Below are 14,551 nucleotides of genomic sequence, written 5' to 3' on the forward strand. Positions count from 1 at the left end.
CGGCCTGCGCGCGCCGGCCGACGGCCTGCGCCTCTCCGTCGTCGTCACGCCGAGCCGGGTGCAGGGCTGCGCCCTGCAGCGCGAGCCGGAGGGGGCCGGCGTGTCTCGGCGTCTCCTCGCCGCCCTTCCTCCGCCGCGCCGCCGTCCACGGGAGCCCCGGGGCTCGTGCGGTCCCTGCCGGTTGTCCACACCGGCGCTCGCCGCCGGCCGCACCCGTGCACAGCCGGCCCAGGGACCGGCTCGTCCGCGACGTCGGTGAGAACACTCCCGGTGCGTCCGCGCGGGCGCGACACCCCCGGTGAGGGGGTGGGAGACCTGAGGAGGTCCGAGATGGAGCAGGTGCAGGACGCGGGCACGGCGGAGGGGACGTGCGCGGCGATGGTCGAGGAAGCCGGGGAGGTGCGCTGGGCGCCGAGCGTGCCGCTGCCGGGCCGGGCCGGGCGGCACGCCCGTGGTGAGCGCGGGATGGTGAGCGCGGAGTGGGCGGTCGGCATCGTCGCGGCCGTCGCGATCGCGGGGGTGCTGCTCGCGGTGGTGACGACCGGGGCGGTGAAGGCCGCGCTCCTGGGCATCGTGCTGAAGGTGCTGAGCACCTTCCTCAAGTTCGCCCACTGAGCGTGGGGCGTCGCGCGGGTGCCGGGCCGCAGCGGCCCGGCACGCCGGTGCGGCGCCGGGGGGAGCGGGGGATGGTGACGGCCGAGCTGGCCGTCGCCACCCTCGCGGCCCTGGTGCTGCTCGGGATGATGCTCTGGGGGATCTTCCTGGTCGTCGTCGAGCTGCGCTGCGTCGACACGGCCTCGGCCGTGGCGCGCCAGGAGGCCCGCGGGGACGCCCGGGGTGTGCGGATGGCGCGCGCCGCGGCCCCACCCGGCGCGAGCGTGACCACGAGCACCCGGGCCGGCGTCGTCACCGTCGTCGTGCGGGTCCGTGCCCGGCCGCTGGTCCAGGGCATGCCGTCGGTGCCGCTCTCGGCGCGGGCGCGGGTGGCCGAGGAGCCGGGAGGCGACTGGTGAGCGGGCCCCGTGGCGCCGTTCGCGACGTCGTCCGCGGGACGGTTCGTGGCGCTGCCGACGAGCGGGGGAGCGGCACGCTCCTGGTCGTGGGCCTCATGGCCGTCGTCGGGGTGGTGGCCGTGGTCGCCACCGTCGCGGCGGCCTACCTGGTCGCCGGGCACCAGGCCCGTGGCGCGGCCGACCTCGCGGCCCTGAGCGGGGCGGCCGCCTTCGCGGAAGGGCGGGCGCCCTGCCCGGCCGCGACCCGGCTGGCGCGGGCGAACGGGGCCCGGGTCACGAGCTGCGACCAGGTCGGCGACGACGTCGACTACGTGGTCAGCGTGGCGGTCGTCGTCGAGGTCGGCGTGCGGGTCCCGGGCCTGCCACGGACGCTGCCCGGACGGGCGCACGCCGGTCCCGTGCGCTGAGCCGGGGTGCGCCCGGACCGGGCGGCGGGAGCGGCGTGCGCCGCCCCGCCTGCTGCGGCACCGAACCAGTGCGTCCTGTGGTTACACTCCTCGCGTCTGAACCCGAGGACCTGTGCCACAGGCTGGCCATCGCCGCCACCGCGACGTGCGCCCGTGTCCCCCGTCAATGCTCGTAGGAGGACCCCCGATGCCCGTGACGACGCTGTCCGGCGGCAACCTGACGCTGGTCGCCATCGTCGGAGTGATCGCGATCGTGGCCCTGCTCATGGCGTACGTCTTCCGGCGCGAGGTCCTCGCCGCCGGTGACGGCACCGTGAACATGCAGAACATCGCCCAGGCCGTGCAGGAGGGCGCCAGCGCGTTCCTCAGCCGGCAGTTCCGCACCCTGGGGATCTTCGCCGTCGTCGCCTTCCTCCTGCTCCTGGCGCTGCCCGCCCACACCGACGAGGCCGGGGCCCACTGGGGCCTGCGCATCGCGCGGTCCATCGCCTTCCTGGCCGGTGCGGTCTTCTCCGGCCTGATCGGCTACCTCGGCATGTGGCTGGCCACCCGGGCCAACCTCCGGGTCGCCGCGGCCGCCCGCGTGGGCGCCGAGGGCCGCAGCCCGGCGATGAAGATCGCCTTCCGCACCGGCGCGCACGTGGGCATGGCCACCGTCGGCCTCGGCCTGCTCGGCGCCGCGCTCGTCGTCTTCCTCTTCCAGGGCGACGCCCCGGTGATCCTCGAGGGCTTCGGCTTCGGCGCGGCCATGCTCGCCATGTTCATGCGCGTGGGCGGCGGCATCTTCACCAAGGCCGCCGACGTGGGTGCGGACCTGGTCGGCAAGGTCGAGCAGGGCATCCCCGAGGACGACCCCCGCAACGCCGCGACCATCGCCGACAACGTCGGCGACAACGTGGGCGACTGCGCCGGCATGGCCGCTGACCTCTTCGAGTCCTACGCGGTGACCCTGGTCGCCTCGCTCATCCTCGGCAAGGCCGCCTTCGGCGAGGCCGGCCTGGTCTTCCCGCTGATCATCCCGGCCATCGGCGTCATCACCGCGATGATCGGCATCTTCCTCACCAAGCCCCGCGACGGCGAGAACGGCCTGACGACGATCAACCGGGCCTTCTACCTCTCGGCCGGCATCAGCGCCGTCCTGAGCGTGATCGCCAGCCTCGTCTACCTGCCGGCGACCTTCGCCGAGCTCGGCGTCGACAACAGCGCCCCGGTCGGCAGCCCGCGCCTCGTCGCGATCATCTCGGTGATCATCGGCATCGTCCTGGCGGCCGCCATCCTCAGGCTGACGGGCTACTACACCGGCACCGAGGACAAGCCGGTCAAGACCGTCGGCCGCACCGCGCTGACCGGCGCCGCGACCGTCGTGCTGTCGGGCATCTCGCTCGGCCTCGAGTCGGCGGTCTACACCGCGCTCGTCATCGGCGCCGCCGTCTACGGCGCGTTCCTCGTGGGCGGTTCCGGCGTGGTCGGGCTCTTCGCCATCGCGCTCGCCGGCTGCGGGCTGCTGACCACGGTCGGCGTCATCGTGGCCATGGACACCTTCGGCCCGGTCTCCGACAACGCGCAGGGCATCGCCGAGATGTCGGGCGACGTGCACGGCGAGGGCGCGCAGATCCTCACCGAGCTCGACGCGGTCGGCAACACCACCAAGGCCATCACCAAGGGCATCGCGATCGCCACGGCCGTCCTCGCGGCGACCGCGCTCTTCGGCTCCTACACCGACTCCATCCGCGGCGTGCTCCTCGAGCGCTACCAGAGCTTCGTCGACGAGTCCGTGGTCTTCTCCCCGCAGACCCTCGTGGGCCTGATCATCGGCGCGGCGGTCGTCTTCCTCTTCTCCGGCCTGGCCATCAACGCGGTCAGCCGCGCGGCCGGCGCCGTGGTCTACGAGGTGCGCCGCCAGTTCCGCGAGATCCCCGGGATCATGGAGGGCACCGGCAAGCCCGAGTACGGCCGCGTCGTCGACATCGTCACGCGCGACTCGCAGCGCGAGCTGGCCACGCCCGGCCTGCTGGCCATCTGCGCGCCGATCGCCGTCGGCTTCGGCCTCGGCGCCCCGGCGCTCGCCGGCTACCTCGCCGGCGCCATCGCCTGTGGCACCCTGATGGCCGTCTTCCTGGCCAACTCCGGTGGCGCCTGGGACAACGCGAAGAAGCTCGTCGAGGACGGCAACCACGGCGGCAAGGGCTCCGCGGCGCACGAGGCGACGATCATCGGCGACACCGTCGGCGACCCGTTCAAGGACACCGCCGGCCCGGCCATCAACCCGCTGATCAAGGTGATGAACCTCGTCGCCCTGCTCATCGCCCCGGCCGTCGTCGCGATGTCGCCGCTCAGCAGCTCCCCGAGCGCGGTCCGCTTCCTCATCGCCCTCGCGGCCGTCGCCGTCATCGTCGTCATGCTCGTCATCAGCGCCCGTCGCGGCGACTCGGGCATGCACGACGACGGCTCCTCCTCGGGTACGCCGGCGGTCGGCACCGGCACCCAGGAGCAGGCCCAGACCGGCGTCACCGCGCCGGTGCAGGACCACCAGCACTGAGCCCCACCCGCACCACCCCGAAGGGGCCGCTCCGTCGGAGCGGTCCCTTCGTGCTTCACCGGCCCGGCAGACTTCCCGTCGGCCGACCCACCGGCCGACCGACGACCGAGACCGTGACCGACCGCCCGGTCCAGCCGCACGCACCCGACCCGAGGAGCCCTCTCGTGACCCCGAGCGACCCGGCCGCCGACCGCGGCCCCGCGACCGACTGGTTCACCCGGCCCTCGGCGACGTCGACCGGCTCCCTGAACCTTGCGTACAACGCCCTCGACCGCCACGTCGTGCGCGGCCGGGCCGACGAGCCCGCGCTGCTGCACCCCTTCGCCGCGGCCGGCCGGCGCTCCTCCTACTCCTACGCCGAGCTGCTCGAGCGGGTCGCGCAGCTGGGCGGGGCGTTCCGCGAGCTCGGCGTGCGCCCCGGCCGGCAGGTCGTGCTCGCCCTGCCGCTGGTGCCCGAGCTGGTCATCGGCCTGCTCGCCTGCGCCCGGGTCGGCGCGGTCGCCGTCCCCGTCCTCGACGACGCACCCGGAGCCGTACGCCGGCTGGGGTCCGACCCGGCGCTCGACCGGCCGGCGGTCGTCCTCGTCGACGCGCCCCGCAGGGCGGCGGTCCAGAGCGTCCTCCTCGCCGCGGGCCGCACGCCCGACCACCAGGTCGTGCTGCGCCCCGAGCCCGGGACCATGGACGCCACGATCGGCGACTTCGACATGGCCGTCGTCATGAAGCCGGGGTCGTTCGAGCCGGCGTGGGCCGAGGACCTGCCGGCGGAGACGGGCCTGCTCGTGCGGCTTGGCGAGGGCGACGCCGACCCGGCCCGGACCTACGACCACCGCTGGACCGTCGACCTGACCGCCCGGGCGGCACGAGCCGGCTGGGCCCCCGGGAGCTTCGTCGCCCCCGCCGACGACCCGACCGACGCCTCGCCGTACGGCGCCCTGCTCGGGCCGCTGCTGGTCGGCGCGACCGTCGAGCTGCGCTGATGGCCTCCGACGCGAACGCCCCCGCCGGCCTGCGGCCCGGCGCGGACGACCGGCTGCTCACGCGCGAGCAGTGCGCCGAGCTGACCGAGACCTTCACCGCGCACCGCTACGAGGTCGACGCCGTCGTCGACGCCGTGGGGGAGCGGGCCCACGCCGCCCTCGGCCGCAACGCGACCGTCCCGTCGCGACTCGCCCTCGCCGGGCGCGACGACCCGCTCGCCACGCTGACCCGGCTCTGGCTGCTGCAGGACACGGTGCCGCGCCGCGACCTCGACCGCGCGCTGCCCGGTCTCGTCCCGGTGCTCGTGGGCGCTGGCGTCCTCGCCGCCGACGACACCTCCGCGCGGGCGCTCGTCGACCTGCGCCCCTACTCCTCCGACGACTCCGGCACGGGCCACGACGCCTGGATCGCCTCCGACCTCACGCCCGGCCTCGACACCCGGGTCACCCCGATGCGGCCCGACTTCGTCCTCGGGGTGTCGTCGGCCTCCTCGACGCTGGCGCAGCTGACCGTGCGCCGGCCGGTCGGGCGGGCGCTCGACCTCGGCACCGGCTGCGGCGTGCAGAGCCTGCACCTCGCCCACCACGCCCGCGAGGTCGTCGCCACCGACCTCAACCCGCGCGCGCTGACCCTCGCCCGGCTGACGGCCGACCTCAACGGCCTCGACGTCGACCTGCGCCACGGCGACCTGTACGCGCCCGTGGCCGGCGAGCGCTTCGACCTGGTCGTGACCAACCCGCCGTACGTGCTGTCGCCGCCGACCGGCGAGCGCCTCACCTACCGCGAGGGGACCCGCACGTCCGACGGGCTGGTCGAGGCCGTGGTCCGCCAGGGCGTCGACCACCTCGCCGACGGCGGCCTGCTCCAGGTGCTGGCCAACTGGGCGCACGTGCGTGGTCAGGACTGGCGCGACCGGGTCTCGGGCTGGGTGCCCGACGAGGTGGACCTGCACGTCGTCGAGCGGGAGGTCCTCGACCCGTACGCCTACGTCGAGCTCTGGCTGGCCGACGCGGGGCTCACCGGCGCGCCGGACTACGCCGAGCGCTACGCCGCCTGGTGCGCCTACTTCGACGACCTCGGGATCGAGGGCGTGGGGATGGGCTGGGTCGTCGCGCGTCGGCACGGCGGGTCGGAACCGCACCGGACGCTGGAGAGCTGGCCGTACGCGGTGGAGCAGCCGGTCGCCCCGGCGCTCGCCCGCGAGCTCGACGTCGTCGGACGCTGGCGCGGGCGCAGCGCCGACGAGGTCCTCGGCACCGCCTGGCGCCTCGCGCCCGACGTCGTCGAGGAGACGACGGGAGCGCCCGGGGCGGCCGACCCGTCCTCGATCGTGCTGCGCCAGCAGCGGGGGCTGCGCCGCGCCGTCGCGCTCGACACCGCGGAGGCCGGCGTGCTGGGGGCCTGCGACGGGGACCTGTCGCTGCGCACCCTGGTCGACACCGTCGCCGGGCTGCTCGACGTGGACGCGGGGGCGCTGGCCACCGAGCTCGTCGCCCGCGTCCGGGTCCTCGCGGTGGACGGAGTGCTCGAGGAGGCCGGCCCGCCGGCGGGAGCCCCGGCAGGAGGGGCGGCGCCGCTGTCGGCCCGGTGAGGCAGGATCGCGGCGAGGAATGGTCGTCGCGCGCGGATCGTTGCGGCCGGCAGGGGTAGACAGGGCCGTAGAGTGTGCCCGCCCACGCCCGAGGGGCGCGAGCACCAGATGGAGGAACAGGTGGCCAAGGCTGCAGCAGGTCGGCCGAAGACCGGCGGAGGCGGGCGGAGCCTCGTCATCGTCGAGTCGCCGACCAAGGTCGCGAGCATCGCGAGCTACCTCGGCGACGGCTACATCGTCGAGTCCAGCCGCGGTCACGTGCGCGACCTGCCCACCGGTGCCGCCGAGGTCCCCGCCAAGTACAAGGGTGAGAAGTGGGCCCGCACCGGCGTCGACGTCGAGCACGACTTCGAGCCGCTCTACGTGGTCAACCCCGACAAGAAGTCGACGATGCGCTCCCTCAAGGACGCGCTGGCCCAGGTCGACCAGCTCCTGCTGGCGACCGACGACGACCGCGAGGGCGAGGCCATCGCCTGGCACCTGCTGCAGGAGCTCAAGCCCAAGGTCCCGGCCCGGCGGATGGTGTTCCGCGAGATCACCCCCAAGGCCATCGCCGAGGCCGTCGCCAACCCGCGCGACCTCGACACCGACCTGGTGGACGCGCAGGAGACCCGTCGGATCCTCGACCGCCTCTACGGCTACGAGGTCTCCCCGGTGCTGTGGAAGAAGGTCATGCCCCGGCTCTCGGCCGGGCGCGTGCAGTCGGTCGCCACCCGCCTCGTGGTCGAGCGCGAGCGCGAGCGGATCGCCTTCCGCACCGCCTCCTACTGGGACCTCGACGCCGTGCTCGACGCCGGTGCCGAGGCCGAGCCCCCGCACTTCCCCGCCCGCCTGACGCGGGTCGGTGAGCGCCGCGTCGCGCAGGGCCGCGACTTCGACAGCCACGGCCAGCTCGTGAACCGGCCGAACGAGGTGCTGGTGCACCTCGACGAGGCCCAGACCCGGGCGCTCGCGGCCTCGCTGGAGACCGCGCCGTTCCGGGTGGCCGGGGTCGACTCCAAGCCCTACACGCGCAAGCCGTACGCGCCCTTCCGCACGACGACGCTGCAGCAGGAGGCCGGCCGCAAGCTCGGCTTCACCGCGCAGCGCACGATGTCGGTCGCGCAGGACCTCTACGAGGGCGGCTTCATCACCTACATGCGTACGGACTCCTCCGTGCTGTCCGACACGGCGATCAACGCGGCACGGGCGCAGGTGACGCAGCTGTTCGGCAGCGACTACCTGCCGAGCGCCCCGCGCGTCTACGCCTCCAAGGTCAAGAACGCCCAGGAGGCGCACGAGGCGGTCCGCCCGGCGGGCGACACCTTCCGCACCCCGGCGCAGACCGGCCTGCGCGGCGACCAGTTCCGTCTCTACGAGCTGATCTGGATGCGCACCATCGCCTCGCAGATGAAGGACGCCGAGGGCTTCTCCACCACCGTCCGCATCGAGGCGACCCCGGCCGACGGCGAGCGCTGCACCTTCGTGGCGTCGGGCCGCACGATCACCTTCCACGGCTTCCTCAAGGCCTACGTCGAGTCCACCGACGAGCCCGGCGGCAGCGGCGACGACGCGCAGGCGCGCCTGCCGCAGCTGCGCGAGGACCAGGAGCTGCGCGCGGAGTCGCTGACCCCTGCCGGCCACGAGACCCGGCCGCCGGCCCGCTACACCGAACCGTCGCTGGTCGCGAAGCTCGAGGAGCTCGAGATCGGGCGTCCCTCGACGTACGCCTCGATCATCCGCACGATCACCAGCCGCGACTACGTGTTCAAGAAGGGCTCGGCGCTCGTCCCGACGTGGCTGGCGTTCGCGGTCACGCGGCTGCTGGAGGAGCACTTCCCGGGGCTGGTGGACTACAAGTTCACCGCGCAGATGGAGGACACCCTCGACGAGATCGCGAGCGGCAACGCCGAGCGCGTCGCGGTGCTCACCGACTTCTACTTCGGCGCCGGCGGCAAGCCCGCGCCGGTCGACGCGAGCGGACCGGACGCACCAGCCGCGCCCGCCGCGCCGGTCGAGGTGCCCAGCGGCCACGAGGGCCTGCAGCGCCTCGTCTCCGAGCTGGGGGACATCGACGCCCGACGGCTGTCGACCTTCCCGATCGGCGACCTCGGCTCCGACGTCGTCGTCCGGGTCGGGCGCTACGGCACCTACGTCGAGGACTCCGAGGGCCGCCGCGCCAACGTCGACGACGAGCTGCCGCCCGACGAGCTCACCCTCGAGCTGGCGACCGAGCTGCTCAGCAAGCCGATGGGCGAGGAGCGCGAGCTCGGCACCGACCCCGAGACCCACCGCACGGTGGTGGCCAAGCAGGGCCGCTTCGGGCCGTACGTGACCGAGGTCCTCGAGGAGGGCGCGCCCAAGAACGCGAAGCCGCGCACCGGCTCGCTGTTCGCCTCGATGAGCGTCGACACCGTGACCCTCGAGGACGCGCTCAAGCTCATGAGCCTGCCGCGCGTGGTCGGCGTGGGTGCCGACGGCGAGGAGATCACCGCGCAGAACGGCCGCTACGGCCCGTACCTGAAGAAGGGCACGGACTCGCGCTCGCTGACCAGCGAGGACGAGATCTTCGACATCACCCTCGAGCAGGCCGAGGCGATCTACGCCCAGCCCAAGCAGCGCGGGCGGGCCGCGGCCAAGCCGCCGCTGGCCGAGCTGGGCCCCGACCCGGTGTCGGGCAGGCCGATGGTGGTCAAGGACGGGCGCTTCGGCGCGTACGTCACCGACGGCGAGGTCAACGCGACCCTGCGCCGCGACGACGAGGTGGCGACGCTGACCGCGGAGCGCGCGGCCGAGCTGCTCGCGGAGAAGCGGGCCAAGGGTCCGGCGCCGAAGAAGACCACGCGTCGGGCGCCGGCGAAGAAGACCGCGACCAAGTCGGCGGCCAAGACCACGACGGCCAAGAAGGCCGCCGCCAAGAAGGCGCCGGCCGCGAAGTCCGCTGCCGCCAAGACGGCGGCCAAGCCCCGCGCGGCGGCGTCCTCCTCGCCCTCCTGATGGCGAAGGGCTCCACGAGGAAGGGCGGTCCCGGCACGGCCGGGCCTCTCAAGGCGGGCAAGCTGGGTAAGGCGGGCAAGGCCGGCAAAGTGGGCAAGGCCCGCACGCCGGGCGGCCCGGAGGTACGTCTCCTCGTCGAGGACACGCCGGAACCGTCACGGCCCGGACGCCCTCCGGGCCAACGGCTCTACGACGTGCCCTTCAGCTCGCCGGAGCCGCGGCTGGTCAACCGCGAGGTCGGGCTGCACAACGTCGTCGCACGGGCGGGGCACAACGCCGCGTACACGATCGACGTCACCCTCCTCGACGCGCCCGACCACCGCCTCAGCCGCTCCGGCGTGCTGCTGGCGCACCGGGTGCTGGACGGGCGGGGGGAGTGGTTCCTCACCGCGCCCGACTGGCGGCCGCTGCTGCCGAAGGACCACGTCGAGCCGATGGGCGACGCCGACCTGCCCGAGGAGCTGACCTCGCTCATCCGGCCGCTGCGGCGCCGGGCGACGCTCGGCCCGGTCGCGGCGCTGAACTGCGACCGCCGCGAGTTCGCGCTGCGCGACGACGCCGGCTCGACCCTCGCCCTGCTCCGCGACGACAAGGTGACGGTGCGCCGCGGCGGCCTCACCACCGCCCGCTACCGCGAGGTCACCGTGACGCCGGTCGGGCCCGGGCTCACCGCCGACCAGCGCGCCTCGGTCGAGCGGGCCTTCCGCCTCGTCGGCGCCAACCGCGTCCCGCGCTTCCCGCGCCTCGTCACCCGGCTCGGCGCGCCGGCGACCGGACCGTCCGACATCCCCGACGAGCAGGCGCTCGACCCGGCGATGCCCTTCCGCGCCTTCGTCGCGGCCGCGGTGGGCAACCGGCTGCGCGAGATCGTGCGCTGCGACCTGGCCCTGCGCCACGGCGACGACGACGCCCTCGTCCGCCTGACGGCGGAGGCGGCGGCGCTGCGCCGAGAGCTCGCCGGTCTGGCGCCGGCCCTCGAGGGGCCCTGGGAGGAGGACCTGCGCGACGACCTCGACTGGCTCGTGGCGGCCGGGGTCAGCCCGGGCGTGCTGCGGTCCGAGCGCTACCTCTCCGTGCTCGAGCGGCTCGTCTCGGCCGCCCGCTCGCCCCAGCTGGTCGTCGACGGCGGCGAGCCGACGGCCGCGCTGCTGGCCGGGCTGCTGCAGGCGGAGACGAAGCGTCTGCGCGAGGTCGCCGACCCGCTGCGCACCGACTCCGGCGACGCCGCCTGGCGCCAGGTCGGCGGCGTGGTCGCCCGCCTGCGCGGGCTCGCCACCGCCTCGTCGGTCGTGCTGCCGGAGGAGTCGGCCGCCGCGCTCGCGCTGCTCCGCAAGCCCGCGCGGCTGCTCGAGGCCGTCCGCCTGGGCGACGTGCCCGCGCCGCCCGCCGTCGCCGGGCTCTCCCCGGCCGACGCCTTCGCCGCGGGCCGCGAGTACGAGCGCACCCGGCAGCGCGACCGCCGGGCGCGCCAGGACTTCGTCGAGCGCTGGGCGAAGACGGTCCGGAGGCGGAGCGCGTGAGCGGCGCGGGCACCCGGGGCGCGTTCGTCGTCTTCGAGGGCGGCGACGGGGTCGGCAAGTCGACCCAGGTCGAGCTGCTCGTGCGCCGCCTCGAGGGCGCGGGCCACGAGGTCGTCCGGACGCTGGAGCCGGGCGGGACGCGCCTCGGCGCGGTGCTGCGCGGACTGCTCCTGCACGGCGACGGGGGCGAGGTGGGTCCGCGGACCGAGGCCCTGCTGTACGCGGCCGACAAGGCCGAGCACCTCCACCAGGTCGTCTCGCCCGCGCTGGAGCGCGGCGCCGTCGTCGTCTGCGACCGCTACGTCGACTCGATGGTCGCCTACCAGGGCGCGGGGCGCGTCCTCGACGGCGACGAGGTCGAGCGGGTGGCGCGCTGGGCGACCGGTGACCTGCGTCCCGACCTCACCGTGCTGCTCGACCTCGACCCGGAGGCCGGCCTCGAGACGTTGACCGACCCCGACCGGCTGGAGTCGGCCGGGCTGGACTTCCACCGCCGCGCCCGCGCCTCCTTCCTGGCCCTCGCCGGGCGTGACCCGGGCCGCTACCTCGTGCTGCCCGCCCGCCGGTCCCGCGACGAGCTGGCCGAGGCCGTCGGCGTACGCGTGGAGCGGCTCCTGTCGGAGGGCCCTGCCAAGGTGTCCTCGTGAGCACCGCCGCCCCCGAGAAGACCGTGTGGGACGACCTCGTGGGGCAGGACGCCGCGGTCGAGGTGCTGCGCCGTGCGGCGCGCGGCGAGGACCACGCCATGACCCACGCCTGGCTCGTGGTCGGGCCGCCGGGGTCGGGCCGGTCGAACGCCGCGCGCGCCTTCGCCGCCGCGCTGCAGTGCGAGCGTCCCGGCGGCGTCGAGGCGGGCTGCGGGAGGTGCGGCGGGTGCCGTACGGCGCTGAGCGGCGCCCACCCTGACGTCACCCTCGTGCGCACCGAGCAGCTCTCCATCGGCGTCGACGAGGTCCGCGACCTCGTGCGCCGGGCCGCCATGAGCCCGACCCTGCGGCACCGGCAGGTGATCGTCGTCGAGGACGCGGACCGGGTCACCGAGCGCGGTGCCGACGCGCTGCTCAAGAGCGTGGAGGAGCCGGCCCCCGGGACGGTCTGGATCCTCTGCGCGCCGACGCCCGACGACGTCGTGATCACCATCCGCTCCCGCTGCCGGCTGCTCTCGCTGGCCACGCCGACCACCGACGCGGTCGCCCGCCTGCTGGTGAGCCGCGACGGGGTGGAGCCCGCGCTGGCCGCCGAGGCGGCGCGGGCCGCGCAGGGCCACGTGGGGCGGGCCCGGGTGCTCGCCCGCGACGAGGGCGCGCGCGAACGGCGCCGCGAGATCTTGATGATCCCCTTCGGCCTGACGAGCCTGTCGGCCTGCCTGACCGCCGCCGCCCGCCTGGTCGAGATGTGCTCCGCGGAGTCCACGGCGGCGACGGAGACGGTCGACGCCCGCGAGCGTGCGGCGCTGGAGGAGGCGCTGGGCTTCGGGACGCGGGGCGCCCGGCCCCGCCAGGCGGCGGCCGCGGTCAAGGAGCTCGACGAGCAGCAGCGGGCCAGGGCCAAGCGCTTCCAGCGTGACGCCATCGACCGGGCGCTGACCGAGCTCACCACCTTCTACCGCGACCTGCTCAGCCTGCAGACGCGCTCGGGGGCGGCCCTGGTCAACGAGGCGCTGGCCACCCGGCTCACCAAGCTGGCGCAGCGCTCCACCCCGGAGGCCACGCTGCGCCGCATCGACGCCCTGCTCGCGTGCCGCACCGCGCTCGAGGGCAACGTCGCGCCGCTCCTGGCGCTGGAGTCGACGATGATCGCGCTCGTCGAGCCCTGAGCACCGGGACGCTCCAGGGGCTCCCCGCGCAGGGTCGGAACGTCTACTGTGCTGCCCGTGCTCTTCTCGTTGGTGTACACGAGCCGGGCCGTCGCGCCGATGACGCGTGACGACCTCAGGGGACTGCTGCACCAGGCCCGGACCCACAACACGTCGGCACGCCTGACCGGCATCCTGCTGTACCGCAACCAGACCTTCGTGCAGCTGCTCGAGGGCCAGCGCAACCGCGTGGAGCCGCTGTACGAGGCGATCCGGCGCGACCCCCGCCACCACGAGGTGACCACGGTCTCCACCCACGAGCAGCTGGACCGGCAGTTCCCCGACTGGAGCATGGCCTTCGACAACCTCGACGAGGAACCGGTGGGCCTCCCGGGGTACAGCGACCTGCTCCAGGCGCCGCGGAGCAGCCCGTCGAGCGCCGAGGCCGGCCTCGTGCGTGAGCTCCTCGAGCTCTTCGACCGCGGACGCTGACCCTGGTCCCGCGAGGCGCTCGCGCAACTCCGAGGTTCGGCCGAGCCGGAGCCTCTCAGACCTGTGGTGTGACTGAGTTCACCGCCCCGAAACGCGACGGAGGCAGCGAACCGGCTCCCTGCTGCAAGCGCTTGCGGCACGATGGGCGCAGACGTTTCTGGCGCGGGTGGGCACCTGCCCCCCAGTTCGCCCACCCGAGGAAGCCCGGCAGACCCGCATCTGCCGGGCTTCCGTGCACGTGGGACGTGCCCGGCCTTCGCCCGCCCTCGTACGCTGGCGCCCATGTCCCGCGTGATGGCGGTGTCGTTCGAGCGCTACGGACGCCTGCACTACCTCGACCCCGGCGAGCAGAGCTATGCCGTCGGGGACCGCGTGCTGGTGCCCACCGAGTCCGGCCCCGAGGTCGCGGAGTGCGTGTGGGCGCCGGAGTGGGTCGACCCGGGCGACGCGCGCGGGTTCGTCGGCCTGCCGGTCTGCGCGGGCCTGGCCGCCGACGCCGACCTGGAGCGCGACGCGGAGCACCGCCGCCGCCGCGCCGAGGCCAAGCTGGTCGCCCGGCGGCTGATCAAGCGTCACGGGCTGGCGATGAAGATCGTCGGCATCGACTACCTCGACCCCGCGACGGCGCCCGAGCAGCTCGTGGTCGTCTACTTCACCGCACCGCACCGCGTCGACTTCCGCAACCTGGTCGGCGAGCTCGCGCGCAGCCTCGACTCCCGCGTCGACCTGCGCCAGGTCGGGTCGCGCGACGCCGCCCGGCTGACGGGCGGCATCGGCAGCTGCGGGCGGGACCTGTGCTGCGCGACGTTCCTCAAGGACTTCGAGCCGGTGACCCTGCGGATGGCCAAGGCGCAGGACCTGCCGCCGAACCCGCTCAAGATCTCCGGGGCCTGCGGTCGCCTGCTCTGCTGCCTCAAGTACGAGCACCCCCTCTACGCCGACTTCGCGCGCGACGTCCCGGGCGTGGGCTCCCGCGTCGAGGTCGACGGGGAGGAGGGCACCGTCGTCGCCCACCAGGTGCCCGCCGACGCGGTCCTCGTACGGATGAAGGACAGCGGGGCGGTGAGCAGGTGCAGCGCGGCGAGCGTCTGCGGCTCGCGCCAGGCGTACGAGGGCCGCGGCTCCGGCCGGTCGAAGGGCGCACGCCGCACGGGCGACCCGGGCGCGTGAGGTCGGAGCACACCGCCCGACGGGGCCGGCCGACCGCTTCGGCGGTCCTGGTCCTCGGCGTGCTGGT

12 protein-coding genes are annotated in these 14,551 nt (G+C 74.9%); all 12 read left to right on the forward strand.

Annotated features, from left to right (window positions below; all coding sequences use genetic code 11):
- The first annotated feature begins 330 nt into the window (after nt 1-330).
- Nucleotides 331-615: a DUF4244 domain-containing protein gene (locus BLU42_RS19275; RefSeq protein WP_231918319.1), complete on the forward strand. Its 285-nt coding sequence runs from the start codon at nt 331-333 to the stop codon at nt 613-615.
- Between the two features lie 71 nt (nt 616-686).
- The gene (locus tag BLU42_RS19280) at nt 687-1,013 is read left to right on the forward strand and encodes a TadE family type IV pilus minor pilin (protein WP_091078334.1); all 327 of its coding nucleotides are present in this window, start codon (nt 687-689) and stop codon (nt 1,011-1,013) included.
- Nucleotides 1,010-1,420 (forward strand): Rv3654c family TadE-like protein, encoded by a 411-nt coding sequence (locus BLU42_RS19285; protein ID WP_197680527.1) that lies wholly within the window; start codon nt 1,010-1,012, stop codon nt 1,418-1,420. Before BLU42_RS19280 ends, BLU42_RS19285 begins: the two co-directional genes overlap by 4 nt.
- 187 nt (nt 1,421-1,607) lie before the next feature.
- Nucleotides 1,608-3,959, forward strand: a complete 2,352-nt coding sequence (locus tag BLU42_RS19290; protein WP_091078338.1) for a sodium-translocating pyrophosphatase — start codon at nt 1,608-1,610, stop codon at nt 3,957-3,959.
- Nucleotides 3,960-4,123: 164 nt separating this feature from the next.
- Entirely contained in the window at nt 4,124-4,939 is an 816-nt protein-coding gene (locus tag BLU42_RS19295; protein WP_157720096.1) for an AMP-binding protein, read from the forward strand.
- Complete coding sequence (locus tag BLU42_RS19300) at nt 4,939-6,531, forward strand: DUF7059 domain-containing protein (protein ID WP_091078345.1); 1,593 nt, start codon at nt 4,939-4,941, stop codon at nt 6,529-6,531. Before BLU42_RS19295 ends, BLU42_RS19300 begins: the two co-directional genes overlap by 1 nt.
- Nucleotides 6,532-6,651: 120 nt before the next feature.
- Entirely contained in the window at nt 6,652-9,507 is a 2,856-nt protein-coding gene (gene topA, locus BLU42_RS19305) for a type I DNA topoisomerase (protein ID WP_231918323.1), read from the forward strand.
- A gap of 89 nt (nt 9,508-9,596) precedes the next feature.
- Entirely contained in the window at nt 9,597-11,027 is a 1,431-nt protein-coding gene (locus BLU42_RS19310; protein ID WP_157720097.1) for a CYTH domain-containing protein, read from the forward strand.
- Nucleotides 11,024-11,674: a dTMP kinase gene (gene tmk / locus BLU42_RS19315; protein WP_091078354.1), complete on the forward strand. Its 651-nt coding sequence runs from the start codon at nt 11,024-11,026 to the stop codon at nt 11,672-11,674. Before BLU42_RS19310 ends, tmk begins: the two co-directional genes overlap by 4 nt.
- Nucleotides 11,671-12,843 carry a DNA polymerase III subunit delta' gene (locus BLU42_RS19320; RefSeq protein WP_091078358.1) on the forward strand — a complete coding sequence of 391 codons (1,173 nt, stop codon included), beginning with the start codon at nt 11,671-11,673 and terminating at the stop codon, nt 12,841-12,843. The genes tmk and BLU42_RS19320 overlap by 4 nt, the downstream gene beginning before the upstream one ends.
- A 57-nt stretch (nt 12,844-12,900) precedes the next feature.
- The gene (locus tag BLU42_RS19325) at nt 12,901-13,314 is read left to right on the forward strand and encodes a BLUF domain-containing protein (protein ID WP_157720098.1); all 414 of its coding nucleotides are present in this window, start codon (nt 12,901-12,903) and stop codon (nt 13,312-13,314) included.
- Nucleotides 13,315-13,596: 282 nt separating this feature from the next.
- Nucleotides 13,597-14,484, forward strand: a complete 888-nt coding sequence (locus BLU42_RS19330) for a PSP1 domain-containing protein (protein WP_091078365.1) — start codon at nt 13,597-13,599, stop codon at nt 14,482-14,484.
- Nucleotides 14,485-14,551 lie beyond the last annotated feature (67 nt).

Source organism: Microlunatus sagamiharensis, from assembly GCF_900105785.1.
Lineage (GTDB): Bacteria > Actinomycetota > Actinomycetes > Propionibacteriales > Propionibacteriaceae > Microlunatus > Microlunatus sagamiharensis.

Bases quoted from the DNA above. Each gene is read 5' to 3' on its own strand.
- BLU42_RS19280 (WP_091078334.1), top strand. From the start codon at position 687: ATGGTGACGGCCGAGCTGGCCGTCGCCACCCTCGCGGCCCTGGTGCTG.
- BLU42_RS19300 (WP_091078345.1), top strand. From the start codon at position 4,939: ATGGCCTCCGACGCGAACGCCCCCGCCGGCCTGCGGCCCGGCGCGGAC.
- BLU42_RS19330 (WP_091078365.1), top strand. From the start codon at position 13,597: ATGTCCCGCGTGATGGCGGTGTCGTTCGAGCGCTACGGACGCCTGCAC.
- BLU42_RS19275 (WP_231918319.1), top strand. From the start codon at position 331: ATGGAGCAGGTGCAGGACGCGGGCACGGCGGAGGGGACGTGCGCGGCG.
- BLU42_RS19290 (WP_091078338.1), top strand. From the start codon at position 1,608: ATGCCCGTGACGACGCTGTCCGGCGGCAACCTGACGCTGGTCGCCATC.